The organism is Cellulomonas sp. P4_A2, assembly GCF_056402515.1.
This window is the reverse complement of sequence record NZ_JBFUHG010000007.1, coordinates 83,811-107,799: the sequence shown is the minus strand read 5'-3', so window position 1 is coordinate 107,799 and position 23,989 is coordinate 83,811. Positions and strand designations below refer to the sequence as shown.

At 72.8% G+C, this 23,989-nt stretch carries 28 protein-coding genes and 1 pseudogene; 13 read left to right on the top strand and 16 right to left on the bottom strand.

The window, feature by feature from the left end:
* Window positions 1-201: 201 nt before the first annotated feature.
* The 7 genes from AC1DUE_RS08995 to AC1DUE_RS08965 form a co-directional block, all read right to left on the bottom strand.
* Window positions 202-867, bottom strand: a complete 666-nt coding sequence (locus AC1DUE_RS08995) for a GAF and ANTAR domain-containing protein (protein ID WP_477039063.1) — start codon at window positions 865-867, stop codon at window positions 202-204.
* Window positions 868-1,016: 149 nt separating this feature from the next.
* Entirely contained in the window at window positions 1,017-1,898 is an 882-nt protein-coding gene (locus AC1DUE_RS08990; RefSeq protein WP_477039062.1) for a sucrase ferredoxin, read from the bottom strand.
* Window positions 1,895-3,136, bottom strand: coding sequence for a cupin domain-containing protein (locus tag AC1DUE_RS08985; protein WP_477039061.1), 1,242 nt, complete (start codon window positions 3,134-3,136; stop codon window positions 1,895-1,897). The genes AC1DUE_RS08990 and AC1DUE_RS08985 overlap by 4 nt, the downstream gene beginning before the upstream one ends.
* Window positions 3,136-3,381 (bottom strand): BatC protein, encoded by a 246-nt coding sequence (locus tag AC1DUE_RS08980; RefSeq protein WP_477039060.1) that lies wholly within the window; start codon window positions 3,379-3,381, stop codon window positions 3,136-3,138. The genes AC1DUE_RS08985 and AC1DUE_RS08980 overlap by 1 nt, the downstream gene beginning before the upstream one ends.
* 94 nt (window positions 3,382-3,475) lie before the next feature.
* Window positions 3,476-4,165, bottom strand: coding sequence for a glycosyltransferase family 2 protein (locus AC1DUE_RS08975; protein ID WP_477039059.1), 690 nt, complete (start codon window positions 4,163-4,165; stop codon window positions 3,476-3,478).
* On the bottom strand, window positions 4,162-5,517 hold the full coding sequence (locus AC1DUE_RS08970; protein ID WP_477039058.1) for a PIG-L family deacetylase: 1,356 nt from the start codon (window positions 5,515-5,517) through the stop codon (window positions 4,162-4,164). The genes AC1DUE_RS08975 and AC1DUE_RS08970 overlap by 4 nt, the downstream gene beginning before the upstream one ends.
* The gene (locus tag AC1DUE_RS08965) at window positions 5,511-6,560 is read right to left on the bottom strand and encodes an acyl-CoA dehydrogenase family protein (RefSeq protein ID WP_477039057.1); all 1,050 of its coding nucleotides are present in this window, start codon (window positions 6,558-6,560) and stop codon (window positions 5,511-5,513) included. Before AC1DUE_RS08965 ends, AC1DUE_RS08970 begins: the two co-directional genes overlap by 7 nt.
* A 399-nt stretch (window positions 6,561-6,959) precedes the next feature.
* On the opposite strand from AC1DUE_RS08965, the gene AC1DUE_RS08960 reads away from it, so the two are divergent.
* The 5 genes from AC1DUE_RS08960 to AC1DUE_RS08940 all read left to right on the top strand — a co-directional run bounded on the left by AC1DUE_RS08960 (window position 6,960) and on the right by AC1DUE_RS08940 (window position 9,731).
* Window positions 6,960-7,736: a glycosyltransferase family 2 protein gene (locus tag AC1DUE_RS08960; protein WP_477039056.1), complete on the top strand. Its 777-nt coding sequence runs from the start codon at window positions 6,960-6,962 to the stop codon at window positions 7,734-7,736.
* A gap of 232 nt (window positions 7,737-7,968) precedes the next feature.
* Window positions 7,969-8,499, top strand: coding sequence for a DUF2238 domain-containing protein (locus AC1DUE_RS08955; protein ID WP_477039055.1), 531 nt, complete (start codon window positions 7,969-7,971; stop codon window positions 8,497-8,499).
* Window positions 8,500-8,622: 123 nt separating this feature from the next.
* Window positions 8,623-9,063, top strand: a complete 441-nt coding sequence (locus AC1DUE_RS08950) for an Hsp20/alpha crystallin family protein (RefSeq protein ID WP_477039054.1) — start codon at window positions 8,623-8,625, stop codon at window positions 9,061-9,063.
* Between the two features lie 225 nt (window positions 9,064-9,288).
* The gene (locus AC1DUE_RS08945; protein WP_477039053.1) at window positions 9,289-9,483 is read left to right on the top strand and encodes a hypothetical protein; all 195 of its coding nucleotides are present in this window, start codon (window positions 9,289-9,291) and stop codon (window positions 9,481-9,483) included.
* Window positions 9,484-9,584: 101 nt separating this feature from the next.
* A complete protein-coding gene (locus AC1DUE_RS08940; RefSeq protein WP_477039052.1) occupies window positions 9,585-9,731 on the top strand; it encodes a hypothetical protein in 147 nt (48 codons plus the stop codon).
* 10 nt (window positions 9,732-9,741) lie between these two features.
* On the opposite strand, the gene AC1DUE_RS08935 is transcribed toward AC1DUE_RS08940, so the two are convergent.
* The 4 genes from AC1DUE_RS08935 to AC1DUE_RS08920 form a co-directional block, all read right to left on the bottom strand.
* Entirely contained in the window at window positions 9,742-10,593 is an 852-nt protein-coding gene (locus AC1DUE_RS08935; RefSeq protein WP_477039051.1) for an SDR family oxidoreductase, read from the bottom strand.
* Window positions 10,594-10,723: 130 nt separating this feature from the next.
* Window positions 10,724-11,587: an NAD(P)H-hydrate dehydratase gene (locus tag AC1DUE_RS08930; RefSeq protein WP_477039050.1), complete on the bottom strand. Its 864-nt coding sequence runs from the start codon at window positions 11,585-11,587 to the stop codon at window positions 10,724-10,726.
* Window positions 11,571-12,329, bottom strand: coding sequence for a histidine phosphatase family protein (locus AC1DUE_RS08925; protein ID WP_477039049.1), 759 nt, complete (start codon window positions 12,327-12,329; stop codon window positions 11,571-11,573). The genes AC1DUE_RS08930 and AC1DUE_RS08925 overlap by 17 nt, the downstream gene beginning before the upstream one ends.
* Entirely contained in the window at window positions 12,326-12,715 is a 390-nt protein-coding gene (locus AC1DUE_RS08920) for a hypothetical protein (protein ID WP_477039048.1), read from the bottom strand. The genes AC1DUE_RS08925 and AC1DUE_RS08920 overlap by 4 nt, the downstream gene beginning before the upstream one ends.
* Between AC1DUE_RS08920 and AC1DUE_RS08915 the strand changes: the two genes are divergently transcribed.
* The 4 genes from AC1DUE_RS08915 to AC1DUE_RS08900 all read left to right on the top strand — a co-directional run bounded on the left by AC1DUE_RS08915 (window position 12,701) and on the right by AC1DUE_RS08900 (window position 16,172).
* Window positions 12,701-13,477, top strand: a complete 777-nt coding sequence (locus AC1DUE_RS08915; RefSeq protein ID WP_477039047.1) for an aldo/keto reductase — start codon at window positions 12,701-12,703, stop codon at window positions 13,475-13,477. The genes AC1DUE_RS08920 and AC1DUE_RS08915 overlap by 15 nt on opposite strands.
* Before the next feature lie 134 nt (window positions 13,478-13,611).
* A complete protein-coding gene (locus AC1DUE_RS08910) occupies window positions 13,612-14,814 on the top strand; it encodes a zinc-dependent alcohol dehydrogenase (RefSeq protein WP_477039046.1) in 1,203 nt (400 codons plus the stop codon).
* Entirely contained in the window at window positions 14,814-15,254 is a 441-nt protein-coding gene (locus tag AC1DUE_RS08905; protein WP_477039045.1) for an SRPBCC family protein, read from the top strand. The genes AC1DUE_RS08910 and AC1DUE_RS08905 overlap by 1 nt, the downstream gene beginning before the upstream one ends.
* Before the next feature lie 93 nt (window positions 15,255-15,347).
* Window positions 15,348-16,172, top strand: coding sequence for a maleylpyruvate isomerase family mycothiol-dependent enzyme (locus tag AC1DUE_RS08900; RefSeq protein WP_477039044.1), 825 nt, complete (start codon window positions 15,348-15,350; stop codon window positions 16,170-16,172).
* An 86-nt stretch (window positions 16,173-16,258) separates the two neighbouring features.
* Here AC1DUE_RS08900 and AC1DUE_RS08895 read toward each other — a convergent pair whose 3' ends face one another.
* Together AC1DUE_RS08895 and AC1DUE_RS08890 are read right to left on the bottom strand one after the other, a co-directional pair.
* The gene (locus tag AC1DUE_RS08895; RefSeq protein WP_477039043.1) at window positions 16,259-16,555 is read right to left on the bottom strand and encodes a hypothetical protein; all 297 of its coding nucleotides are present in this window, start codon (window positions 16,553-16,555) and stop codon (window positions 16,259-16,261) included.
* Window positions 16,536-17,390 carry a nuclear transport factor 2 family protein gene (locus AC1DUE_RS08890; RefSeq protein WP_477039042.1) on the bottom strand — a complete coding sequence of 285 codons (855 nt, stop codon included), beginning with the start codon at window positions 17,388-17,390 and terminating at the stop codon, window positions 16,536-16,538. Before AC1DUE_RS08890 ends, AC1DUE_RS08895 begins: the two co-directional genes overlap by 20 nt.
* 151 nt (window positions 17,391-17,541) lie before the next feature.
* On the opposite strand from AC1DUE_RS08890, the gene AC1DUE_RS08885 reads away from it, so the two are divergent.
* From AC1DUE_RS08885 to AC1DUE_RS08870, 4 genes and pseudogenes are all read left to right on the top strand, one after another.
* Entirely contained in the window at window positions 17,542-18,042 is a 501-nt protein-coding gene (locus tag AC1DUE_RS08885; protein ID WP_477039041.1) for a VOC family protein, read from the top strand.
* 13 nt (window positions 18,043-18,055) lie between these two features.
* Window positions 18,056-18,223 carry a hypothetical protein gene (locus AC1DUE_RS08880; protein WP_477039040.1) on the top strand — a complete coding sequence of 56 codons (168 nt, stop codon included), beginning with the start codon at window positions 18,056-18,058 and terminating at the stop codon, window positions 18,221-18,223.
* A complete protein-coding gene (locus AC1DUE_RS08875; protein ID WP_477039039.1) occupies window positions 18,220-19,551 on the top strand; it encodes a dihydrolipoyl dehydrogenase family protein in 1,332 nt (443 codons plus the stop codon). The genes AC1DUE_RS08880 and AC1DUE_RS08875 overlap by 4 nt, the downstream gene beginning before the upstream one ends.
* Window positions 19,548-20,009: pseudogene (locus AC1DUE_RS08870) on the top strand (SDR family NAD(P)-dependent oxidoreductase); the annotation flags it as partial. The gene AC1DUE_RS08875 and the pseudogene AC1DUE_RS08870, both read left to right, overlap by 4 nt.
* A gap of 165 nt (window positions 20,010-20,174) precedes the next feature.
* Here AC1DUE_RS08870 and AC1DUE_RS08865 read toward each other — a convergent pair.
* The 3 genes from AC1DUE_RS08865 to AC1DUE_RS08855 form a co-directional block, all read right to left on the bottom strand.
* Window positions 20,175-21,896 carry an MOSC domain-containing protein gene (locus AC1DUE_RS08865; protein WP_477039038.1) on the bottom strand — a complete coding sequence of 574 codons (1,722 nt, stop codon included), beginning with the start codon at window positions 21,894-21,896 and terminating at the stop codon, window positions 20,175-20,177.
* A gap of 4 nt (window positions 21,897-21,900) precedes the next feature.
* The gene (locus AC1DUE_RS08860; protein ID WP_477039037.1) at window positions 21,901-22,524 is read right to left on the bottom strand and encodes a redoxin domain-containing protein; all 624 of its coding nucleotides are present in this window, start codon (window positions 22,522-22,524) and stop codon (window positions 21,901-21,903) included.
* Between the two features lie 386 nt (window positions 22,525-22,910).
* On the bottom strand, window positions 22,911-23,930 hold the full coding sequence (locus tag AC1DUE_RS08855) for a zinc-dependent alcohol dehydrogenase family protein (RefSeq protein WP_477039036.1): 1,020 nt from the start codon (window positions 23,928-23,930) through the stop codon (window positions 22,911-22,913).
* Between the last annotated feature and the right edge of the window lie 59 nt (window positions 23,931-23,989).

Below are 23,989 nucleotides of genomic sequence, written 5' to 3'. Positions count from 1 at the left end.
GGTGGGAGCGCGCTACGCGCTCGGTGGTGCATCACGGTGTGCGCGAGAGCCGGCACACCTACCCATGTCCGGCGACATGTCCTGTCCCGGGCGACGGTCGACGGACGGAGAGTTCCCGTCCGGTCCTCGGACGCTAAGCCTGATGCGTGCGTCTCGCCACCGGAAGGTCGCTCCTGGCGCGCGGGAGGTCGGTCCCCGGGCTCAGCTGCGCTGGCGGAAGGTGTCCGTGAGCTGCGGTGCTCTGCCGGTCACGGCCTCGACGATCGTCGCCGCGACCTCGCGCAGCTTGACCTTGCGATGCTGCGACGCCGCGCGCAGGATCGCCATCGCCTCATCGGTTGAGCAGCGGTTCTCTGCCATCACGACACCGAGGGCCTGGTCGATCACCGCGCGCGAGGCGAGCGCGGCGCGAAGGTCGGCGTTCATCTCGACCTGCTCCGCGCTCTTCAGGGACAGGGAGACGGCGCGGGCGATCTCATCGGCGTACATGTCCGCCACCCGGATCGCGGCCTCGTCCCACGCGTTCGCCTCGACGGCGTAGAGGTTCAGTGCGATGTGGGCTCCGTCGCGTACCTGCCGGGGGAGGGCAGCAGCCGACCTGAAGGTGCCCTCGGCCGCGGCCCTCCAGGCTGGCCAGCGGGTCTCTGCGGCGATGTCGGGGACATGCACGATCTCTCCGATGTCGATGGAGGTCAGGCACGGGCCGTCATCGGCGGAGTACTCGACCTCGTCGCACACCGCTGCCCTGGGGTCGCTCGCGGCGACGAGCGTCGGGCGGCCGTTGCGGCGCAGGGTGATGGTCGCGGAGGTCGCGGCGCCCACGTGGCGCGCAGCCGCTTCGGCGACGCCGTCGAGGAAGTCCTCCACCGTCGTGGTCGTCAGCAGGACGTCCTGGAGCTCCCTGTAGGCGGTGACCTGCTCGGCCTCGTTCATCTCAGCGCATCTCCTTGCGTCCCACCGGGGCGGCTCTCGGAGCACGCCCGTCCCGCGTGTCTGCACTCTGAACGCTACGCCGGTCACGGTCGTCGGACACGGACGTCGACGGCGACGAGGCCGGGCACCGAGACCGCGCGGGTGGCACGGCACGTCGAGAGGAGCGGATCTGACGTGACCTGCGCCAACGTCACGGCGACGAGGCCGTCCGCGGTCGCCAGCTCGACGTACCAACCGTCCCCGCGACGCTCCTCCAGCACCGGGGGGAACGCGTCGATGCGCAGGTCTCCCAGCAGTCGCCGAGCGGCGTCCTGGGCCGACTGGACGGCGTGCGAGAAGCAGCTGCGGCCGCGCAGCAGAGCCGGCACGACCCGGGCGTCCAGGTAGGCGTCGGCGACGTCCACGGCGTCTGCGTCGTCCACCCGCCCGTAGTGCAGCCCGTGCGGCAGCACGACCATGGTGCCCGCGAACCGGTCGCCGCCCAGGTGGGAGCACTCCCAGGTCTGCTCGGGGTAGCGCTCGGCGAGCCGCCGCGCGACGGGCCTGCCCCGGACGGCGCAGCACTGGTCATGGCGACCGTGCGTGCACACCGCGAAGACGGGCTCGTCGGACGACCTCCCGCTCGAGCCGTCGAGAGGCACCTCGAGGAGCTCGCCGGGGTGGTCGACCTCGCCCCAGACGACGGTCTCCGTCCCGGGCCGGGAGTCGACCCAGGCCCAGCGCACGGTGGAGGGGGCCCGTCGCCGGTCGACCCGACGGATCGCGAGCGGACGGACGCCGGCGTCTTCCACCCGTCGAACGAGCTCGCGGCCGAGGCGCACGTCGTACGGCGGGTCCAGGAACGCGTGGGCTCCCCAGCCGGCCGGGCTCTCGACCAGGAACCACGTGTCCCCCCGGGACGCCGTGCCGGCGAGCGGATCGACGCGTTCGCGGGCACGGTCGCTGCACGGTGCCCAGTCGCTCACTCCGCGGTCACCACGTACCCCTCGCGCAGCAGGCGTCGGCCGACGACCACGCCGCTGGCCGGGTCGAGCCCAGGGAGCGCACCCACCGCGACCGGTTCGCCCGTCAGGATCCGACGTAGCGCGGGCTCCGCCTCCGCGGGCAGCGTCACCACCTTGCCTCGGGCTGCCAGCCTGACTCGGCCGCCGACCGTGCGCAGCTCCGGATCGAGCGCCTCGCGGAGCCGGACTCGTGTCGTCGCAGTCATCGATGCAGCCCGGGCGAGCGTGCCGACAGGCCCGACAGGCTCCGGCCGGGTGTCGCGTCGGAATCGCGCGCCCAGCCGGTCGGCGACGAGGGCTGGAGAGTCGTCGGCGCTGCCGGTGAGCGCGTCGACGAGCAGGTCGGCGACCTCGTCGACGAGCGGGCGCAGCTGCTCGGGGTCGCTGACGTCCACGCCGAGTGGCAGCGAGGACCGCAGGCCGGCGCTGTCCCCGATCGTGCTGACCAGTGCATCGACGACGTCGGCGCGGGTATAGGCCGACATGCCGACCGTCAGGTGCACGGAGGTGTCGCCCAGCGCCTTCGCCGAGTGGATCCATCCGCGCGGCAGGTAGAGGGCGTCGCCCGGCCGCAGGACCTCGTCGATCACCGGAGCGCCCTGCGCGGCGAGTGCGACCTCGTCGCGGTGCTCGGTCCACGGCTGGTCCGCGAGCGGGTCAGGGTGGACGGGCGCGTGGATGGTCCAGTGCTTCTCCCCGGCGACCTGCAGGACGAACACGTCGTGCGTGTCGTAGTGCGGGTCGAAGCCCTGCGACGAGGGCGGCGTGACGTAGGCGTTGACCTGGGCCGGATGGCCGATCTCCGCGACGAGCCGTCGTGTGAAGTCGATCAGGGGCGGCCACAGGCGGTGCAGGCCCTGGAGCACGATGGTCGCTCCCGCGCCGAACTCGGTCAGGACCTTGTCGGACGAGATCTGGTCGCCGACCTCGGCACCGTAGCCGCCGGGCGCGGTGAACCGGCCCGGAGGCAGGACCGTGCCTTCGTGAGCGAGCCGCACGAACGGCGTCCGGACCCCCCGGCGGGCGACGAGCTCGTCCACCGCGTCGACCGAGAAGAGGTCCTTGAAGCCGCCGTCCCCGAGCGTGTCAGCGCGCGAGAGCAGCGGCGCCTGCGCCCAGAACTCGCGCGCGAACTGCTCGGTGGGGATGCCGAGACACCGGCCCAGGACCGAGCCTGGGCCGGTCGTGAGCCCGACCACTACGCCGAGCCGTCGGCGCCGCCGTCGTGGCCCTCGGCGTTGGCCCCGCCGTCCGCGGGACCCTCGCCCGCCGAGCCGTCGGCTCCGCCGTCGTGCCCGCTCGGGTTGGCGCCGCCGTCCGCCGGGCCCTCGCCCGCCGAGCCGTCCGCTCCACCGTCGTGGCCTGTGGGGTTCGCCCCGCCGTCGGCAGGTCCTTCGCCCTCGGACGGCTGCTCGGTCGTGATGTCGTCGTCGTTGATGCTCATCGTTCACCCCTTGCTCGGCGTGCCAGCCCTGCTGCTCGAGCTTGCTGCCGTCCGAGCGTATAGACGGACGACGGCGTCCGCCGGTCGGGAGAGGTCAGCCCGACAGGGCCGAGCGCAGGTACCGGGCGTAGCCGCCCGGCGTGCGTCCCGTCGTGCGGCCGGACGTGAGCACGTCCCCGTCGTCGCAGGCGACGAGGACCGCCGACCCGGTCGACGCGATCCGCTGCACGAGGTGGACGTCCTCGTGCTCCGGCTCGTGGTCGAACCCACCTGCGCGGACGTAGGCGTCCGCCCGGACGCCCAGGTTCGCCCCGTGCACGTGACCGTTCGGCCGACCGGGGACGCGTGTCGCGGCCCACCTCGCGAGCTGCTGCTCGTCCAGGTCGCGAGGATCAGGGCGCACCGTGCCGACGACCACGTCGGCGCCCAGGTCGGCGTGCGCGAGCTGCCGGGTCAACCAGTGGGTGGGCACCTGCGAGTCGGCGTCCGTGCTGGCGATCCACGTGCGGGCCAGGTCCGAGCGTGCAGCCGACAGCCCGTGGGACACCCCGAACGCCCGGGCGGCACCGACCGACCGCGAGGCGATCGTCTGCACGTCCACGGGGAACCGGACGGCGATCGCCTCGGTCGCGTCGTCGCAGTCGTCGAGCACGACGACGACGTGCACGCTGGGACCGACGGTCGCCGCAGCCGCCTGGGTCACCGACTGCAGGCAGCGGGCGATGAGGTCCTCCTCGTTGCGCGCAGGCACGACGACGACCACGTGCTCGATCGGCGCCGTCATGCCAGCCCCGCCCGGCTCGCGACCGAGCGCGGATCGCGGCTCCACGCCTCGAGGACGAAGTCGTCCTCGACGTGCACCAGGAGCCGTCGCGCATCGATCGAGCGGCGCAGGACGTGGTGCACCGCGTCGCCGCCCAGCGGGTACTCCGCCACGGGGTGTCGCCAGTGGCACGCCACCAGGGTGCCGGTCTCGGTGAGCGCGCCCGTCAGCTCGGACGCCAGTCGCCGCAGATGCGCCGCGGTCAGGTAGTACCCGACCTCTGAGAGGACGATCAGGTCGTAGGGACCACCCGGGACACCCTCCGCCATGTCGTGCTGGACGAGGTCGACGTTCGACAGGTGGCCGAGTCGTTCCTTCGCCTGTGCCAACGCTGCCGACGAGACGTCTGTCGCCACCAGCCGGTCGCAGCGCCGAGCGAGCTCGACGGTGAGCGTGCCGATCGAGCACCCGATCTCGAGGACGCTCCCGAGCTCGTCGTCGGGGATCGCGGCGAGCGTTGCTGCCCGCTTTCGGCGCTCGTACCACCGCGTCGCCAGGTACCACGGGTCGCCGCGGCGGGCGTAGCTCGCGTCGAAGAACGCCGAGGGCAGATCGTTCGACGGCTCCCCGGCGGTGACGAAGACCTCGACGTCCCGGTCGAACGCGCGAAGGAACTTGGGGTGCAGCGGGGCCTCGTCCGCAGCTGCCGGCGACGCCGCGCGGACCTGCGTGACGTGCGCGCGGACCGCCCGGTTCTTCAGCACGATCGCGCGGTCGGACAGCGGCAGCGCCCGCATGTGCGACCACGGCACGTCCGGGTCCGCCGGCGTCGCCCAGTGCCAGAGCCAGATCGGGTACTCGAGCAGCAGTGCGCTGGTCTGGGCGGCGAGCTCGGCGCAGATCTCACCCAGCACCCGGTGGTCCCGGTGGCCATCGCCCCGCCACGGCGCCACCAGGGTCGCGACGGAGGCGCCGCAGATCTCGGCCAGCTCGGCGGCGATGGGCTCACGCTCCTCCAGGACGCTGCCGTCCCGATGGCCGAGAAGCGTCACCGGCGAGTCGGGCGACAGGAGTGCGACGGCCCGCCGGACCTCGTCTGCCCGGAGCGCGGCGAGCCTGTCCGGCGGCAGGGTCGCCGAACCCGGGTGAGAGGCGCTCCCGTCGGTCGCGACGACGATCTGCGGGGGACGCCCGGCCGCGGCGAGCTCGGCGATCAGGCCACCCGCGCCCAACGTCTCGTCGTCCGGGTGTGCCGCCACGACGACCACGCGGCCACGTCCGGGCAGGGTGATCGGGTCGAGGTCCGCGAGCCGGCAGTCCGTCGACCAGTCGTCCGCCGACGTGCCGGGCGCGCGTCCGTCGAACGTCACCATGGCTCGTCCGACGACGCTGCCAACGCCACGCCCAGTGACGCGTCGTCGCGCTCGGCGTGGTGCTGTCGGACGTACACCTGCAGGTCCACCACGCGCTTGGCGTGGTCCTCCTCCTGCGTCAGCGGTGCCGGGCCCAGGGCGTGAGCCGAGCTCTGCAGGACGTCCTCGCAGGCCCGCGCGACGACCGCGCGCACGCGGCGGGCCAGCAGCCGACCGGCCTCCCGTTCGCTGTCGGAAGCCATCGCGCGTCCGCCGTCGGTCGCGCGCCCGGAGGCATCGACGGCGCGTGCGGCGTGGGCGAGGGCGTAGCGCGCCGCCGCGAGCCGTTCGTCGATCTGGCCGACGTGCATGGCGAGCAGGCGGTCGTCGGGCCGTCGGCGCACCTCGTTCAGGACTCGTCGGGCGATGCCGACCGCCCCTCCGTACCAGCACGCGGCGACGCCGATCCCACCCCACCAGAAGCCCGGTCGTCGCACGTACCAGTCGCTGTCGCGGACGAACTCCGCACGCACGTCGGAGAACTGGACGGCGGTGCTCGGGATCTCGCGCAGTCCACGTGACACCCACGCGTCGCTCATGACGGTGAGACCCGGGTCGCGCAGGTCCACGACGAACAAGCCGTGGTCGTCGGCCTCGCCGGGCAGCTGCGCGGTGACGAGCGCGCCGTCCAGCCGGTCCGCGAGCGAGCACCAGGGCTTGACCCCATGGAGCCGCCACGGCTCGCCCGGTGCTCGCGTCGCGCGCAACCGCTGGGTGGGCGTCTGGGCGGCGAACACGCCCCACGTCCCCAGCGGGCCGCTGGTGATCTCGGCGGGCTGGGCCTGGTCCAGGATCGCTCGCGCGTCGAGGTGCGGCTCGACCGCGCGGGCCACGGCCAGGTCCGAGGCCGCGAGCGACGCCAGCAGCTCCCACAGTCGCATCGTGTCGCCGTGCCCGGGCAGCAGGTCGTCGGGCCAGTCCGGGACGTCCCGCAAGGCCTCGTCGACGCTGCCGGGGAGTCCCGAGAGGGGCCGGGCCGGGCCGGACCCGATGCGAACGCCCACCGGGCCGACGCCTGCCGGCGCCGCCGGCCGCATGGTCGTGCTCAACGGGACCGCGGGGTGTGGACGAGGTCGAGCGTGGTCATGGACGGCCCGCAACCGTTCCCGGCGCTGGGACCTGGATGTCGCTGGGGCATGGGCCGGCCTCTCGTTCTCCGGCGTGGCAAGCCCGCCGGTCTCGACGGCCGCTCCTTGACCTGGCACGAGCGTAGGTACTTCCCCGCGTGATCGCGCGCCACCGGCTGCGGCCGGTCAGCATCGAGCGAGCGTGCGTCTGGACCGATGTGCCCGCTCGGATTGCCGAGTCGCGCCATCCATCCGACGATCGGCCGTGCATCGAGAGCCCGGTGCTCCTGCCACAGACGGGAACCCTTGGTGTCCGGTGACGGTGTTCAGCAGCCCGTGACGGTCTCCGTCGTCATCCCAGCACTCGACGACGCGGAGATGCTCGAGCGATGCCTGGAGACGCTCGCGGCGCAGCGGATGATGCCGCACGAGGTGATCGTGGTGGACAACGGGAGCTCCGACCACACAGTCCTGGTGGCTCGTGCGCACGGCGCGACGGTCATCGCCGAGCGCCGGACGGGGATCGGGTACGCGGCGTCGACCGGGTACGACGCCGCCCGCGGCGAGGTCGTCGCCCGATGCGACGCCGACAGCCTCCTGCCGGTGGACTGGATCGACCGGATCGCCCTCTCGTTCGTCGAGAGCGACGAGCTGGGCGCCGTGACGGGGCCAGGCACGTTCTACGGCGCTCCCTGGCTGGCACGGTGCGTCGGCGACGTGCTCTACATGCGCGCGTACTTCGCCATCATGCGGGTGACGCTCGGGCACCCGGCGCTGTTCGGCTCGAACGTCGCCTTCCGACGCTCGCTCTGGCTCACCGTGCGAGACGAGGTCCACAACGGAACGCACCTTCACGACGACATCGACCTGAGCTACCACCTCGGTGACCTGAGCGTCGTCCGGTACGACCGGTCGTTACGCGTCGGCATCTCGGCGCGACCCCTACGATCCGCCCGAGGACTAATGCTGCGCTGGCGTAGAGGCGTGCGATCCGTCCTGACGCACTGGCCCGACGAGGCACCCTGGAGGCGCTGGAGCCGACGGCGCGGCCGCGTCGACCGTCGACCTCTCGTCGGTGCCATGTCACCTGCTCCTGCACGGAAGACACCATGAGCAGCCCGGTCCCCGACCCTGGCAGGGTCCCGGACGGTCCGTCGAGCCGCCGGACCAGTGGTTGTTCGCGCCTCGGAGCTGCCCGCACGAGGAGGTGACGCCGCCTGTGCCCTGCCGACGTGCCGGCGGGTCCGAAAGCTGCCCATCCTGCACGCCACATCCGAGCCGAAGGACGCGAATGGGTCGCTCCCGTGCCCCAGCCCGACGTTCTCGGCTGGTCGTCGGGGACGTCGTGCGAGGTCTCGCCGCCTCGAGCCTGCTGGTCGCAGCGACGCAGTGGGGCCTCGTCGGCGCGGCTCTGTTCCTCCTCGTCCTCGGCGGGACGATCCTGCCGCGGGTGCTCGGCGCGCCGGACGCGCTGGACGTCGCGTGCTGCAGCACCCTGCTCTTCGCCGCCTGGGCGGCTCAGCTCGACTGGTACGTGGCGGTGAGCTGGCTGGACGTCGTCGTGCACGCGGCGGCGACCGGGCTCCTGGCGATCGTGGCGTGGCTGCTGGTGGCGCGCCGGGGCCCCGAGGCCGGGATCTTGGGCCGTCTCGGCACGTCCGTGCTGGTCGTGGGCGCAGGCGCCGCGCTCGCCATCCTCTGGGAGCTGGGGGAGTGGTTCGGGCACACGTATCTCGACGGCCGGATCCAGGTGGGATACGAGGACACGATGGGGGACCTGGCCGCAGGAGTCCTGGGCAGCGTGCTCGCCGCCGTGCTCGTCGTGCGCGCGCCGAGGTCGGTCTGGGCGCGGAGGTTCGCCGAGCGCGAACAGTGACCGATCTCCGCTGGCACTCGCGGTGGCCGAGTGCTAATTCTTCTGCTGTAGCCGCTCCGGCCGAGGCCGGAGAGCATCCGGGCGCCGGACCGTCCGACGCCCACCGAGAGGGAGGTGAGGATCATGGCTACGCGATTCGACCCGTTCCAGGAGCTCGACCGGATCTTCGGCCAGCTGGTCACCGCCGAGCGGTCCTCGGCGACGATGCCGATGGACCTGTACCGAGCCGGCGACCACTACGTCCTCCACATGGACCTTCCGGGCGCCGACCCCGGGACCATCGACGTGAACGTCGAGGACCGGACCCTGACGATCAGGGCGCAGCGCACCGCGAGGCCGGACGAGGGCGTGCAGTGGCTGGCCAAGGAGCGCGCCGTCGGAACCTACGCGAGGCAGCTGACGGTAGGCCGCGGCCTGGCTCTGGACGACATCTCCGCCACGTACGCCGACGGTGTCCTGACGCTCAGCATCCCGGTCGCGGAGGAAGCCAAGCCGCGCCGGATCACGGTCCAGCACGGCAGCGAGGCAGCCGAGATCACCGCGGCGGCGGACGCCACCGCATAGCAGAGCGATCGGTGGGGGCGCGGCGCGGACTGCGAGAGCGCCGCCGACGAGGCGAGGGACGTCCTGTGCGGACGAGCCGGACCTGCGCGCCCCTACCGCGCTCGCTGCCGTCTGCGAGGACTGATACCGGCAGCGCCGGGGTGCGAGCATGCGCTCGCCGACCGACCATGGAGGTCGACGTCGAACAGGGCGCGTCGGTGGTTCACCGGATCACTGGAGGCACCCATGTGGTTTCTGCTCCTTCGGCGGGTACGCCTGCTGCTCGTCGTCGTCGTCCTCCTTCCCCTCGTCGCGACCATCGCCCGGCGGCTCGCGCTCAGGGTCGAGCGTCATCAGGAGGGTCCGACGCTCGGATCGCGCGGCCTCCACGTGGTCGAGTCGTCGGCGACGAAGGCTCGGTCGCTGCTGCGAGCGCACTAGCGAGCCCCGCCCGGGGCGACGCTCGGCCATCGGTCCGGACGGCGGAGGTCTGTGGGAGCCGTATGCGCGGGAGCCGTGCACGAAGAATGAGGAGGTCGATGATGAGCGAGAACACACCCGACCGGACGGACGTCCCGGAACTGCCCGACGCGCTCGACGGGCTGCCGGACAGGGAGCCCGCCGACTCGCCGCCGGCGACGGAGGACCCGGCTGACCCGGACGCGCACGGTCCCCTGATCCAGGCGTGAGGCGCAGCCGTCAGGCGTGGCGCCAGTCGTCGGATCGCAGGTGCGAGCCCGCCATCGGGCCCATCGTGAGCATGCCGCCGTCAACGGCCCATGATGCGCCCGTGACGTAGCCGCCGTCGGGCCGGCACAGGAGCCGCACGACCGCGGCGATCTCGCGTGCGTCACCCGGACGCCCGAGGGGGATGCCCGGGCGTGCCTTGCCCTCCAGGACCGACTCGTCCTCCTGGCCGGTCATCGGTGTCGCTATCTCGCCGGGTGCGACGGCGTTCACGGTGATCCCGTGCTCGGCGAGCTCGAGGGCGGCAACCTTCACGAGCAGGCCCAGGCCGCCCTTGGCCGCGCAGTAGGGAGCACTGCCGACGCGCGGCGCGTGCTCGTGGACGCTCGTGATGGCGACGATCCGTCCACCCGTGCCCTGGTCGACCATGTGCCGGGCGCTGCGCTGCAGGCACAGGAAGGCGCCGTCCAGGTCGACGGCCACGACGTCGCGCCACTGCTGCCAGGTGACGTCGAGCAACGGTGTAGCCGTACCCGTGCCGGCGTTGAGCACGACGGCGTCGAGGCCCCCCATGGCGGTGACTGCGGCGTCGACCGCGGTCGGCGCGCGCGTCGGGTCCGTGAGATCGAGGTGCAGCACGTGCGCGGTGGCGCCGTGCGCCGCGATCTCGTCCGCGGTCCGGCGCGCCCCGTCCTCGTCGCCGTGCCAGGTGGTCGCGACATGGTCGGCCTCGTCGGCGAGCGTCACCGCGATCGCCTTGCCGATGCCCGAGTCCGCGCCGGTGACGAGCACGCGGCGGGGACCGCGCCCCTGCGTGGGGTCGGGCAGGTCGACGGTGGGGGTCTGGGTCGGGGAATCTGTCATCGTCACGGCCTCGGGAGCGACGGGCGGCCACGTTCTCGACCCGCCCGCAAGCCTAGGCATCGTCGATCGCGCCTGCGAGGGCTGCGCAGCTGTGACGGCGTCGTCACCTCGCCGGCCTCGCTGACGAGACCTAGGCAGACAGCTCGGTCAGAAGACCCGGGACCTCGTCGACGAGCTCGCCGGCCAGGTATCCGACCCGGCCGACGCGGACGGCCAGCCGATCGCCGGCGGCGGCATGCAGGTGCGTGGCCCAGCATGCCGCCTGGTCGGCGTCGGCGCCCCGGGCCAGCAGGCCGACGAGGATGCCGGCGAGGACGTCCCCGCTGCCCGAGGTGGCCAGCCCGGGCGACCCCGTCGTCATCTGCCACGAGCGCCCGTCCGCTGCGGCGACGGTGCCCCGGCAGGACACGACGGCGCCGTACTTCTCCGCGATACGTCGGGGAGCGTCGTCCGTGACGTCGTCGACCCCGAGCAGGATCGCCGCCTCGGTCTGGTTGGGCGTGAGCACGAGGCGGCCGGCAAGGGACTCGGCCACCTCGGTGACCCGGGGCAGGACGCCGAGGGCGTAGGCGTCCACCAGCACGGGAGTCGTCTTGCCGATCCTGGGGGTGATCGCACGCAAGAGGTCGACCGTCCGGTCGGCGTCGTCGAGCCCGGGCCCGACGAGCACGGCATCCGCCGCGGCGAGATCCTCGTCGAGGATCTCCGTCCCGGTGCCGTCCGGGGCGCCGGACTCCGTCTCGGGAAGACCGTGGACGCCCGCCTCGGGGAGTGCGACCGCCAGCTGGACGGCGACCGTCCGTGCCACGGCGACCGTCAGTCGACCGGCTCCCGCCCGGAGTGCGGACCTGCCCGCCAGCAGGGCCGCACCGGGCGCGGACCGAGCACCGCCGACGACCACGACCTCCCCCCGGGAGTACTTGGAGCCACCTGGCGCGGGCAGCGGCCAGTCGCGCAGCACCGCCACCGTGAGCGGCTCAATGTGGGAGGGCATCGCGGTCTCCGGCGTGCTGGGTGACGGGCGTGTCCTGCCGGACCAGGTGCTCGTCCTCGTTCTCCTCGCGTGCCTCCCAGCCGCCCGCTCCACGGACGAGGCGAGTGACGGCGGCGTTGCGCACCGGGGCGTGGCGAGCGAGATCGAGCACCTCTCGCTCGGACAGGCCCTCGCATGCGTAGCGGATGCACATGATCACCGCGTCGTGGGCCACCACGAGCACACGGCGCCCGTCCTCGATCCGGGCCAGGTCCCCCAGGAACGCCCGAACCCGGAGCACGAGGTCCGCCCAGGACTCCCCGCCCGGTGGCCGGTAGTAGAACTTGCCGAGCTGCCGTCGCCGTGCGCTCTCCGCCGGGAACCGGGCGTCCACACCGGTCGCCGTGAGTCGATCGAGGATGCCCAGCTCGCGATCGCGCAGGCGCTCGTCCTGACGCAGGGACAGGTCGGAGCCGGCAGCCCGCAGCGCGATCGTCGCGGTCTGCACGGCCCGCACGTACGGCGAGCACCAGACCACCTCGGGGCCGGAGTCCGCGGCCTGCTCGGCGAGCCAGGCCCCGAACGCCGCTGCCTGCTGCTCGCCGAGCGACGACAGCGGGGTGTCCGCGTCCCGGGTCTCGAGCTCGAGCTCCTCGTGCCCTGCCCGCTCAGCGCGTGTCGCCGCGACGTTGCCGACGCTCTCACCGTGGCGGACGAGGATCAGCTCCCGGGCACCGCTGCGGGTCCGATCGGGCGCCCTCACGGCGCGTCAGCCGGTTCGTCGGTGATCGGCCGGTCGTCATCGGGGTCGGCGTGCGCGCGCCGGTCACCGACCACCAGCTCCGCCACGTCGTCTCCGGCCTGGGCGATGGTGGGCGACGGGCCGTCACCGCGCTCCTCGACCAGCGGTTCGGGTGGCCTGTTCTCGTCGCGTTGCTGTCCTGCGGTCATCGATGCGCTCCGGTGCCGTCCGTCGTGAGCTCGCACAGCGGCCCGCGCGTTGTGCCGAGCCCCGGTGCCGGCCCGCTGCTCGACCGGGATTTCACGGTATCCGGCCGACCGGCCGGCGCAACCGGCCGCAGATCCTTCGCGGGTTCGCTCGCGCGCCGGTGGAACGCCACGCATCCTGGATCGGTGATCCACGTCCACGTGCCCACCCTCGCTCTGCCGGGCGGGGCGATCCCCGTCGTCGGTCTCGGTACCTGGCAGGCGGGCGGTGGCGCGGCCGAGCGGGCCGTCAGCGCCGCTCTGCAGCTGGGCTACCGCCACATCGACACCGCCACCATGTACCGCAACGAGGCCGAGGTGGGACGCGCGCTCGCGACGGTCGGCATCGAGCGCGACGACGTCTTCGTCACCAGCAAGCTCCCGCCCGAACGCGTCGGGCGCGAACGGCGGACGCTCATGGAGTCGCTGGCCGCGCTCCATCTCGACCACCTGGACCTCTGGCTCATCCACTGGCCGCCCGGCGGTGCTGCGGCGCCGCGGACGTGGGACGCGTTCCGCGCAGCCCGGGACGAGGGACTGGTCCGCTCGATCGGCGTCTCGAACTACTCCATCGCGCAGATCGACGAGCTGATCGACGCGACCGGCGAGACGCCCGCCGTGAACCAGATCCCGTACAGCCCGGCGGACCATGACCCGGAGCTGCTCGCCGCGCACCGCGAGCGGGGGATCGTCGTCGAGGGCTACAGCCCGCTGAAGCGCTCCGACCTGCGGGCTCCGGCCCTGGCCGAGGCGGCCAGTGCGCACGACGTCACGCCCGCCCAGGTGGTGATCCGCTGGCATCTGCAGCACGAGGTGGTCGTGATCCCCAAGTCGACCGACCGGGACCGGATCGCCGCCAACCTCGACGTGCTCGGGTTCGAGCTCACAGCCTCGGAGATGGCCCGGATCGACGCGCTCGCCTGAGGTACGCCGGTCCGGACCTTCCGACGGCGCCGAGCGGCGTGCGGTCCCGGCTCGAGTCGCGATGGCCGACGGGGGAGCGCACGATGCGTGTCAGGTGCAGAGACGTCGCCGGCCTGACGACCAGGAGGACCGACGTGCGAGCACTCACCTGGCAAGGACGCGAGGACGTCCGGGTCGAGACCGTCCCCGACCCCCGTATCGAGGAGCCGACCGACGCGATCGTGCGGGTCACGTCGACCGCGATCTGCGGATCGGACCTGCACCTGTACAGCGTGCTCGGGATGTACCTCGACAAGGGCGACATCCTCGGGCACGAGACGATGGGCGTCGTCGAGGAGGTCGGGCCACAGGCGTCACGGCTCAAGCCCGGCGACCGGGTCGTCGTGCCGTTCGGGATCGCGTGCGGGACCTGCTGGATGTGCACGCACGGCCTCACCTCGCAGTGCGAGACGACGCAGGTGCGCGACCAGGACAAGGGTGCCGCCCTCTTCGGGTACACCAAGCTGTACGGCCAGGTCCCGGGCGGGCAGGCGCAGTACCTGCGGGTCCCGCAGGCACAGTTCGGACCCGTGGTCATTCCGGACGACGGCTCGCCCGACGAGCGCTACCTGTACCTCTCGGACGTCCTGCCGACCGCGTGGCAGGCGGTCGAGTACGCGCAGGTGCGGCCGGGCGGCTCGGTGGTCGTCGTGGGGCTGGGGCCGATCGGGCAGATGGCGGCGCGCATCGCTGCGCACCGCGGAGTCGGGCGGGTGATCGGCCTGGACCTCGTTCCGGAACGTCTGGCCATGGCCCGCCGGCACGGCATCGACGTGCTCGACGTGACGGAGGTCGACGACCTCGAGTCCGCCGTGCGCGACCTCACGGACGGGCGCGGTGCCGACGCCACGATCGACGCCGTCGGGATGGAGGCGCACGGGTCGCCCGCAGCGACAGGCGCCCAGAAGGTCGCCGGCCTCCTGCCGGACGTCCTGGCGCGACCGATGATCGAGAAGGCCGGGATCGACCGCCTGGCCGCCTTGCAGACGGCCATCCGGCTGGCGCGGCGCGGCGGCACGGTGTCGATCTCCGGCGTCTACGGCGGTGCGGTGGACCCCATGCCCATGATGGACCTCTTCGACCGCCAGCTGACCCTGCGGATGGGGCAGGCGAACGTCCGTCGCTGGGTCGACGACCTCCTGCCCCTGGTCTCGGGGGACGACGACCCGCTCGGCGTGCTCGACCTGCGCACGCACCGGCTCCCGCTGGAGCAGGCTCCTGAGGCCTATGCGATGTTCCAGGCCAAGGAGGACGGCTGCATCAAGGTCGTCCTGGACCCGGCGGAGCCGGCGAGCTGATGGCGACGGTCACCAGGGTGATGGGCTGTTCGTCGCAGGCCGTCCTGGACGTGCTGGCCGACGGCTGGACCTACGCCACGTGGGTGGTCGGGACGTCGCGGCTGCGCACCGTCGACGCGGACTTTCCGGCGCCCGGGTCCGTGATCGCCCACTCGTTCGGTGTGTGGCCCGCGGTGATCGACGACGAGACGATCGTGCGGGCGTGGCGTCCGGACCGCGGCATCGAGCTGCAGGCCCGCGGCTGGCCGGCAGGAGAGGCGCGGGTCCGAATCGACGTGCGTCCCGACAAGGGCGGCTGCTCGGTGCGGATGGACGAGGATGCCGTGCGCGGACCCGGCCTGCTGGTGCCCCGGGTGCTGCGCACGGCGGTGCTCACTCGTCGCAACACCGAGGCCCTCCAGCGACTCGCCCACCTGGCTGAGGGCCGCCCTGCGCCCTGACCCGGTCAGCTGTCCGCGCTCCTGCTGTGCGGTGGCTCCCGTGCCCGTGCCCGTGCCAAAAGGGCTGGCGCGGGCCTGCGATAGTCGGTCTCCATGGATGGTGCGCACCTTGGCCCGCGGCTCGACGCACGGCCACTCTTCGCCCCCGAGCTCGCCGAGCTGCTGCGGACTCTGCGCGCCCTGGGTCCGCAGGACTGGCAGCGACCAGCTGTTCCTGGGTGGACCGTGCACGACGTCACCGCACACCTGCTCGGCGACTGCTACGGGCGGCTGAGCGGAGGTCGCGACGGGTATCGCGACGGCCCCGCGCCAGCTGCCGACGAGCCCCTGCCGCGGTACATCGACCGCATGAACCAGCAGTGGGTGACCGCGTTCGCCCGGGTCAGCCCAGGTGTGCTGATCGACACGCTCGAGCTCATCGGTGGCCAGGCGGTCGAGTTCTTCGAGGCGGCCGATCTCGACAGGCCGTCGATCGGTGTCTCCTGGGCAGGGATCGATCCTGCGCCGATGTGGCTGGACACGGCTCGTGAGTACACCGAGCTCTGGACGCACCGCCAGCAGATCCGCCACGCGGTCGGGCAGGTCACCGACCCGGACGCACACAGGCTGGCGTTCGTGCTCGACACGTTCATGCGGGCGTTGCCCCACACCCTGCGCTCGACCACGGCCGACGTCGGGACGCAGGTCCAGGTCCGGGTCGGCCCCTGGGCGTGGACCGTGACCCGCGCGACGACGGGCTGGTCGCTGGCTGTCCCGTACCAGGGCGTGCCCGCAGCATCGGTAGAGCTCGATCCGGAGTCCGCGTGGCGCTTGTGCGTGCGCGGCATCGAACCGTCCGAGGCGCTGGCGAGGGCCGCCGTCGCCGGCGACCCGGCTCTGGCGGCCGCGGCCTGCGAGGTGCTGTCGATCGTGCGTTGAACGCTCGTGCCGTCACGTGAGGTGTGTCTGCTGAGGGGCAGGGCACCGATGCGGGTGCCGGTGAAGCCCGTGCGGTCCTGCGTGCGTCAGCCGCGGTGGACGGTGACCGTCACACCGTCGGTGTACACGTTGTTGCTCAGCGAGAGCAGCGGGGCCGTGGTGCCCGGCGCGATGATCGCGCAGTCGGCGACCCTCGTGTTCCGGCCGAACACGTTGTCCTTGAACGAGAGTCCCGGCAGCCCGCCTCCGCCGAAGTGCGCCTGGACCGCGACGGCCCGCAGCCCGGGGTTGATGCCGACGAAGAGCAGCCGCGTCGGGCTCCCGAGGAGGTCGGGAAGGCCCTGGCCACGGTACGAGTCCAGGTCAGCTCGGCTGAGCCGCACGCGAGAACCGCTCGACCGGAGGCTCGACGTCGTCATAGATGCGCACCGCCGTCAGCCGGTCGTCCGCATCCCGCTCGTAGACGGCCACGCCTGCCTGGGGCGGGAACTCCCCGTCGCCCCAGCGGACGCAGTTGTACTCGACCGCGGACCGAGCACCGTCGTCGGTCACGGTGCAAGGCTGCAGCTCGATGCCGCCCCCCGCGCTGAAACTCGTCGTGAAGTAGGCACGCAGCTGCTCGCTCCCGCGGTGCGCCGCGTGCGGACCGAAGGACTCGCGCAGGTACGCGTCGTCGGCGAACGCCGTCATGACGGCGTCGAGGTCGGCACCGGCCAGCGCCGTCTGGAAGCGCCCGACGACGCCGTCGAGGGCGTCGTGGCTCGCCGACAGGACGGGGGGCCGGACGTGCCGCCGGCCGTCGACCGGCCACTGGCTGCAGTAGGTGCGGAAGACGACCGACCGGTCGTCCGGAGACTCGGCGACGACGGCGACGGGCCAGTCCGTGGCGTTCCCCTCGTCGTCGTCGACGCGGGCCAGCAGCTCCACTACGGCGCGTCGCCCGTCGGTGGTGGAGGCGACGGTCTCGACGCGGGCGTGGTGGCCGGCGAGCCAGGCCGTGTTGCGCTTGACGAACTGCCGGAGCTGCGAGTGGCCGTGCACCTCGCCGACGCGCGGGTCGTGGACCACCACGTGGCCGGGCCACACGTACTCCAGGTCGCGGGAGTCGCCCGTGTCCAGAGCCCTCAGGTACTGCGCGACCGGGTCGGCATGCACCTGTTCGCGCGCCTGCTTGCGGGCCAGCTCGGCGGCGGAGACGAACTCCGGGAACCACGGCATCCCGTCACAATGCACCCTCGCCGACGCCGGCGACAGGGGCGCGGTGAACTCTTGACGACGCCTGTTGCCGAGAGCATGTTGTGACACGAGCACCAGACCACGTCGCCGTGGGGGTTTCTCTCGCGGAGACAGCTACGCGAAGGAGCAGGGGATGATCAGCACCGACATGAACAGTGCGAGCTCGGCCGCGAGCCCGCCGGTGGAGCCGGGGCAGGTGAGGCTCGAGGTGGTGGTCATCCCGGTTTCCGACGTCGACCGCGCCAAGGGCTTCTACGAGTCGCTGGGCTGGCGGCTCGACGCCGACCTCGCGGTCGACGAGGGCTACCGGGTGGTGCAGCTGACGCCGCCGGGGTCGGCGTGCTCCATCATCTTCGGCACGGGCCTGACGGCGGCGGCGCCCGGCTCGTTCGAGGGCCTGCAGCTCTCTGTCTACGACATCGACGCTGCGCGCGCCGACCTGGTCGGGCGGGGCGTCGAGGTGAGCGAGCCGTTCCACGACGAGACCGGCATCTTCCATCACGCCGGCACCGCGGGACGGGTCGACGGCGCCGCACCCGGTCACGCCGACTACGGCTCGTTCGTCGCGTTCAACGATCCGGACGGCAACGGCTGGCTGCTCCAGGAGATCAAGACGCGCCTGCCCGGTCGATGAGGGGGATGACCCGATGGACACGAGCTACGAGTCCGTGAGCGATCTCGCCGCCGCCCTGCGCCGCGCCGCCGCGGCCCACGGCGAGCACGAGGCGCGGACGGGCCAGGACGACCCGGACTGGCCCGACTGGTACGCGCTCTACATGGTCCGCGAGCGCGCCGGCGACGAGCTGCCGACGTGACCGCCGACTACGACGTGATCGTGCTCGGCGGGGGTTCGCCCGGTGAGCACTGCGCAGGCGCCCTGGCCGAGGGTGGGCTGCGCGTCGCCGTCGTCGAGCGGGAGCTGGTCGGCGGGGAGTGCTCGTACTGGGCGTGCATCCCGTCGAAGACCCTGCTGCGGCCGGGCGAGGCCGTGCACGCCGCTCGCGAGGCCGCTGCGACGGCCGAGGTCGACCTCGAGGCCGTGTTCGCCTGGCGCAACTTCCAGGTCTCGGACTACTCCGACGCCGGTCAGGTGACGTGGCTCGCGGACAACGGCATCGACCTGCTGCGGGGGGACGGACGGCTCGCCGGACCCGGTGCCGTGGAGGTCGACGGCGTGCGGCACACGGCCGACCACGTCGTGCTCGCCAACGGCGCCTCGCCGATCGTTCCCCCGGTGCCCGGACTACGTGAGCTGGACGGCCTCTGGACCAGCCGTGAGGCCACCTCCATGACGGCGGTCCCGCGTCGCCTGCTCATCATGGGCGGCGGACCGGTCGGGGTGGAGATCGCACAGGTCGTCCGCCGGCTCGGGGGCGAGGTGGCCTTGGTCGACCGGTCCGCGCACGTGCTCGGGCGGGAGCCCGCGCCGCTCGGTGAGGCGCTCGGCGAGGTGCTGCGCGGCGAGGGCGTCGAGCTCGTCCTGTCGGCCGGTGTGGCCCGAGCGCGGCGCGACGCGGACGACTACGTCCTCGAGCTCGACGACGGGCGCGAGCTGCGCGGCGACAAGCTGCTCGTCGCCACGGGACGCCGGCCGCGCGTGCACGACCTCGGCCTCGAGACCGTCGGCATCGAGCCCGACGACAAGGGCGTGCCCGTCGACGAGCGCCTGCGCGTCACCGACGGCCTGTGGGCGATCGGCGACGTGACCGGGCTCTGGCCGCTGACGCACGTCGGCAAGTACCAGGGCGACGTGGTCGCGGCGAACATCCTGGGGGAGCGACGGGCCGCCAGCTACGAGGCCGTCCCGCGGGTGACGTACACCGACCCGCAGGCGGCGGCCGTGGGCATCGCGGACGACCGCTACCAGGCGACCGTCCCGGTGTCCGGCGTGGCGAAGACGTCGACCTACACGCGCGCCTACGCCGAGAGCAACGGGTTCCTCACGCTCGTCAGCGACGGCGAGCGGCTGACCGGCGCCTACGCGCTGGGACCGGAGGCGGGCGAGTGGCTGCAGCAGGCCACGCTGGCCATACGCGCCCACGTGCCGATCGACGTCCTGGCCGACACGATCCAGCCCTTCCCGACCTTCTCGGAGATCTACGTCCCCGCGCTGAAGGCCCTGCGCGGCGAGATCGCCCGATGAGCCGGGCTGCGCGTGAGCCCGCGCTGGCGGGCCAGACGGTCGTCGTGATCGGCGGGAGCGCGGGCATCGGGCTGGCGACCGCACGGCTGGCGCGGTCCGAGGGCGCCGACGTGGTGCTGACGGCTCGCGACCCCGACCGGCTCCGCCGTGCGGCCGACGAGGTCGGCGCGCGGAGCACCGCCGCGTTCGACGCGAACGACCTCGCTGCCCTGGAGAGCTTCTTCGCCGGGCTCGCCGCCCCGATCGACCACGTCATGGTCACCGCCGGTACGCCGTTCTACGCGCCGCTGTTCGACATGGACCTCGAGGACGCGCGCCGCGCCCTCGCCGAGCACCCGATGGTGATGCTCGGCGTGGCCCGCTTCACCGTGGGCCGGATCCGTCAGGGCGGGACGCTGCTGTTCATGGGCGGCACGGGCGCGCGCCAGCCGGCCGTGGGTCTGTCGATCACCGCGGCCCTGACCGCGGCCCTGCCAGTGCTGGCGGCCAACCTCGCGCTCGAGCTCCGTCGTCGGGCCCGACGACGTCGCGGCGCTGGCGGTCCACGTCATGGCGAACACGGCCCTGACCGGGGCGACGTTCGACGTCGACGGCGGCCAGCAGGTCCTCCGCGGGTAGATCCGTCAGAGGTCGATCACGAGGTCCGTGGTCGGCCGGGCCGAGCAGATGAGCAGCTCGTCGTCGCCGGGCGGCTCGAGCGGCGGGGTCCCGTACGACGCCGAGCCTGCCAGCACGGCGGTCACGCACGTGTGGCACACGCCCGTGCGGCACGACCACTGCGTCGGGACGTCGCAGGCTTCGGCGAGCTCGAGCACGGAGTCGTACCTGTCGGACCACCCGGTCGAGAGCCCGGAACGGGCGAACGTCACGGCCGGGCCGGTCCCCGGCGGAACCGGTGGCTGGTGGGGCGGCGGCGCGTCCGCCGCGACGACGCCGGGGTTGATCGGGGAGCGCGAGCCGAACTGCTCGGTGCGGACCCGGCTCGGGTCGAGGCCGACGGCGGTGACGGCGGCCACGATGTCGTCCATGAACGGCTCCGGACCGCAGACGTAGGCGATCGCGTCGATAGGAAGCTCGAGCCCGGTGATCACTGCCGCGGTGAGCCGCCCAGCCCGGGCTCCCGCCGGCAGCGGGCGGCTCGGCGTCGTGTAGAGGACGAGCGAACGAGCTCGCGGGAGGTGTGCCACCAGGTCGGCCGCCTCGGAGCCGAGGACCTGCGTCTGCTCGTCGTGGGCCGTGTGGATCCACCACACCTCGCGCGTGCTGCGCGTGCTCGCGAGCCGGTGCAGCATCGCGAGCACGGGCGTCACCCCGATGCCCGCGGAGACGAGCACGACCGGGCCGTCGCCGTCGTCGAGCACGAAGCCGCCGCGCGGCGCCGCGACCTCGATCCGGTCCCCGGGGTGCAGGAGCGCACGCAGGCGACCGCTGATCCCGCCGTCGGGCTCGGCCTTCACGCTGATCCGGTACTCGCCGCCGCCCGGGTCGCCCGAGAGCGAGTACGTCCGCACGGGCGCCGGGTCGCCGGCCCCCCGCACGCGCACACTGACGAACTGGCCGGCCTCGAACGCGGGCAGGGCGTCGTCGGCCGTCAGCCGGAACGACGTCACGGTGGCGGACTCGGCGACGACGTCCGTCACGGTCAGCGTGCGGAAGCCCGGCCACGACGGCTTCGTCGCGACCGCGACGCCGGCGGGTTGGGCGCCGCCGTCGAGCATGCTCCGGAACGACTGGCGCCAACCGGGGCTCAGAGCCGGGATGTCGAGCGCGGTCTCGAGCCGCCTCGCGTCGTGCCCCGGCAGGTACAGCAGCGCGTCGACGTCCGCCACGGTCAGCTCGTGCGGTCCGCGCCCGGTGCGTTCGATCGGGTCGCCGGCGCGGACACGGCCCTCGGTCAGCACACGCATGTAGAAGCCCGGGCGGTGGTGGGCGACGAGCAAGGACGGGAGCTGCGGCTGTCCCAGGCGCATCCCCACGCGGAAACAGGTGACGCGCGGTTGCGTGACCTCGAACTCCGCCTCGCCGATGCGATAGCGGTCGCCGATGCAGACCTCGTCGTCGCCGAGCCCGTCGACCGTGAAGTTCTCGCCGAACGCGCCGTGCTCGAGGTCGTCGCGCCCGAAGACCTCCTGCCAGTGGCGGTAGGACTCGATCTGGTAGACGAGGACGGCGCGCTGCTCGCCGCCGTGGCCGGCCAGGTCGCCCTGCCCGTCGCCGTCGATGTTGAGGCGGCGGACCATCCGCGGGCCGTGCACCCCGCTCTTCCAGACGCCGGTGTGCACTGTCCGGCCGCGCCAGGGGACGTCCTGGGGCATCCCGACGTTCACCGACAGGAGCGTGGCCATCGCGTCAGCCGGCCAGGTCTGGATCGCTCAGGCCGCGGGCCTGCCGGACCTGCTCGGGCGACCACCGCTCCCAGCCGTGGAAGCTCGAGACGTCACCCGCGTCCCACGCCTCGCGTAGTCCCGGGCTGCTGAGGTCCCAGTCCGGCCGGGCCTCGCTCGTGGCGGCACGCAGGTCGCGCCAGAGCTCGTCGACCGACGGACGCCCCCAGAACCAGTAGCCGTTGTAGACGCTGTGGACCACAAGCCCCGGCTTCAGCACGAGCGTGTGGGGGATCATCGGGTCGTTCGCCGGGTCCGTGTACTCCTGGATGTCGAGATCCTGCTGCACGATGCGGCCGGGGTCGGAGAGGAACGGCCAGTGCGCGCCCACCGAGGCGCGAAACTCCTGGAGCGTGTGGCGCTCATCCGTCGCGATGGTGGCGATGCGCGTGTACGCCACCCCCAGCTTGGGCTGCATAGCGGCGAGGTCGAGATGCTGCTGGTGCTCCTTCGGGCAGTAGTGGCCGCGGGCGAGCGTGAGGATCATCGGGTCCTCGCCCTGGATCTCGCTCAGCCGGCGACGGGCTCCCGTCTGATCCGGGAGCTCGTAGTCGGGAAAGACGCCGCCGGGCACGATGTCGGACCGCATGGGCTCTCATCTCTCGTCACGCCGGGACTGCTGCGGGAACCCGCCCATCCTTCCGCAACGCTCGCGGCCGCGCAGTCGCACGAGCCCCCGGAGTCACGCCGAGAGGATCCTGCGAGGCCGTGCAGTCGCGAGTGGCTGTGGGGGTCGTCGCCATGGTCGGGTGGGTCTGCTGCCGCGACGACGCCGCGGATGTGGGCTGGCTCTCGAGAGTCGAGACCGACTCGCGCGTGCCGGAGCCGGAGCAGGCTGTCGGGCCCAACGCGAGCAGGGTGGCGGCCGCGGTCAGGATCAGGACGGCTCTGGCCGAGGTTGATCGCACGGGGTACTTCCTTCGGGTCGGAGCCAGGCCCACACGCAGCGGGATGGTGTGGGCCTGACCCTGTTCGTCAGAGGGTGAGCAGGACCTTGGTGGCGCGCCGCTCGTCCATGGCCTGGTAGCCGTCGGCGGCCTGCTCGAGGGGCAGGATCAGGTCGAAGACCTTGCCAGGGTCGATGGCGCGGTCCCAGATGAGCTGGATGAGCTCGGGCAGGAAGCGGCGCACGGGGGCGGGCCCGCCGTGCAGGTGCACGCCGGAGAAGAAGAGCTCCTGACCGGGCAACGACACGTCGTGGGAGACGCCGACGTAGCCGACGTGTCCGCCGGCCCGGGTCGCGCGGATGGCCTGCATCATCGACTCCTGGGTGCCGACGGCCTCGATCGTGCTGTGCGCGCCGAGGCCACCGGTGAGCTCCTTGATGCGTGACACACCCTCGTCCCCGCGCTCCTCGACGATGTCGGTGGCGCCGAACTCGCGGGCGAGGGCCTGCCGGTCGGCGTGACGCGACATCGCGATGATCCGCTCGGCGCCGAGCTGCTTGGCGGCGAGGACGCCGAGCAGGCCGACCGCGCCGTCCCCGACGACGACAACGGTCTTGCCCGGGCCGACCTCGGCCGCGACGGCGGCGAACCAACCGGTGCCCAGCACGTCGGAGGCGGCCAGGAGCGACGGGATGAGGTCGGGGTCCGGCGTCCCGGGAGTGGCGACGAGCGTGCCGTCGGCGTGCGGGATCCGCGCGTACTCGGCCTGGGCGCCGGGGAGCGCGCCGGGCTGCCGGTGCACGCAGTGCGTCTGGTAGCCGGCCTTGCAGATGTCGCAGGTGTTGTCGGAGGCGAAGAACGATCCGACGACGAAGTCACCGACCTTGACGTTCGCCACGTCTGTGCCGACCTGCTCGACGACACCGACGTATTCGTGGCCCATGGGTTGGTGGTCCACGTCGTCGGCCCCTCGGTAGGGCCAGAGGTCGGACCCGCAGATGCAGGTGGCCGCGAGCTTGAGGATCGCGTCGGTGGGCTCGACGATCGTCGGCCGCTCGGTCTGGTCGACCCGGACGTCGCCCGGGGCGTACATGACGACTGCGCGCATGGTGGTGGTGCCTCTCTGTCGGTATGCCCCCACCCCACCCCCGCCCGCGAGCGTCGGGG

Coding starts and splice junctions, on each gene's coding strand:
- AC1DUE_RS08980 (WP_477039060.1), bottom strand. CDS start 3,381: ATGAGCATCAACGACGACGACATCACGACCGAGCAGCCGTCCGAGGGC.
- AC1DUE_RS08975 (WP_477039059.1), bottom strand. CDS start 4,165: ATGACGGCGCCGATCGAGCACGTGGTCGTCGTCGTGCCTGCGCGCAAC.
- AC1DUE_RS08970 (WP_477039058.1), bottom strand. CDS start 5,517: ATGGTGACGTTCGACGGACGCGCGCCCGGCACGTCGGCGGACGACTGG.
- AC1DUE_RS08950 (WP_477039054.1), top strand. CDS start 8,623: ATGGCTACGCGATTCGACCCGTTCCAGGAGCTCGACCGGATCTTCGGC.
- AC1DUE_RS08945 (WP_477039053.1), top strand. CDS start 9,289: ATGTGGTTTCTGCTCCTTCGGCGGGTACGCCTGCTGCTCGTCGTCGTC.
- AC1DUE_RS08940 (WP_477039052.1), top strand. CDS start 9,585: ATGAGCGAGAACACACCCGACCGGACGGACGTCCCGGAACTGCCCGAC.
- AC1DUE_RS08935 (WP_477039051.1), bottom strand. CDS start 10,593: ATGACAGATTCCCCGACCCAGACCCCCACCGTCGACCTGCCCGACCCC.
- AC1DUE_RS08930 (WP_477039050.1), bottom strand. CDS start 11,587: ATGCCCTCCCACATTGAGCCGCTCACGGTGGCGGTGCTGCGCGACTGG.
- AC1DUE_RS08905 (WP_477039045.1), top strand. CDS start 14,814: ATGGCGACGGTCACCAGGGTGATGGGCTGTTCGTCGCAGGCCGTCCTG.
- AC1DUE_RS08900 (WP_477039044.1), top strand. CDS start 15,348: ATGGATGGTGCGCACCTTGGCCCGCGGCTCGACGCACGGCCACTCTTC.
- AC1DUE_RS08890 (WP_477039042.1), bottom strand. CDS start 17,390: ATGCCGTGGTTCCCGGAGTTCGTCTCCGCCGCCGAGCTGGCCCGCAAG.
- AC1DUE_RS08885 (WP_477039041.1), top strand. CDS start 17,542: ATGATCAGCACCGACATGAACAGTGCGAGCTCGGCCGCGAGCCCGCCG.
- AC1DUE_RS08880 (WP_477039040.1), top strand. CDS start 18,056: ATGGACACGAGCTACGAGTCCGTGAGCGATCTCGCCGCCGCCCTGCGC.
- AC1DUE_RS08865 (WP_477039038.1), bottom strand. CDS start 21,896: ATGGCCACGCTCCTGTCGGTGAACGTCGGGATGCCCCAGGACGTCCCC.
- AC1DUE_RS08860 (WP_477039037.1), bottom strand. CDS start 22,524: ATGCGGTCCGACATCGTGCCCGGCGGCGTCTTTCCCGACTACGAGCTC.
- AC1DUE_RS08855 (WP_477039036.1), bottom strand. CDS start 23,930: ATGCGCGCAGTCGTCATGTACGCCCCGGGCGACGTCCGGGTCGACCAG.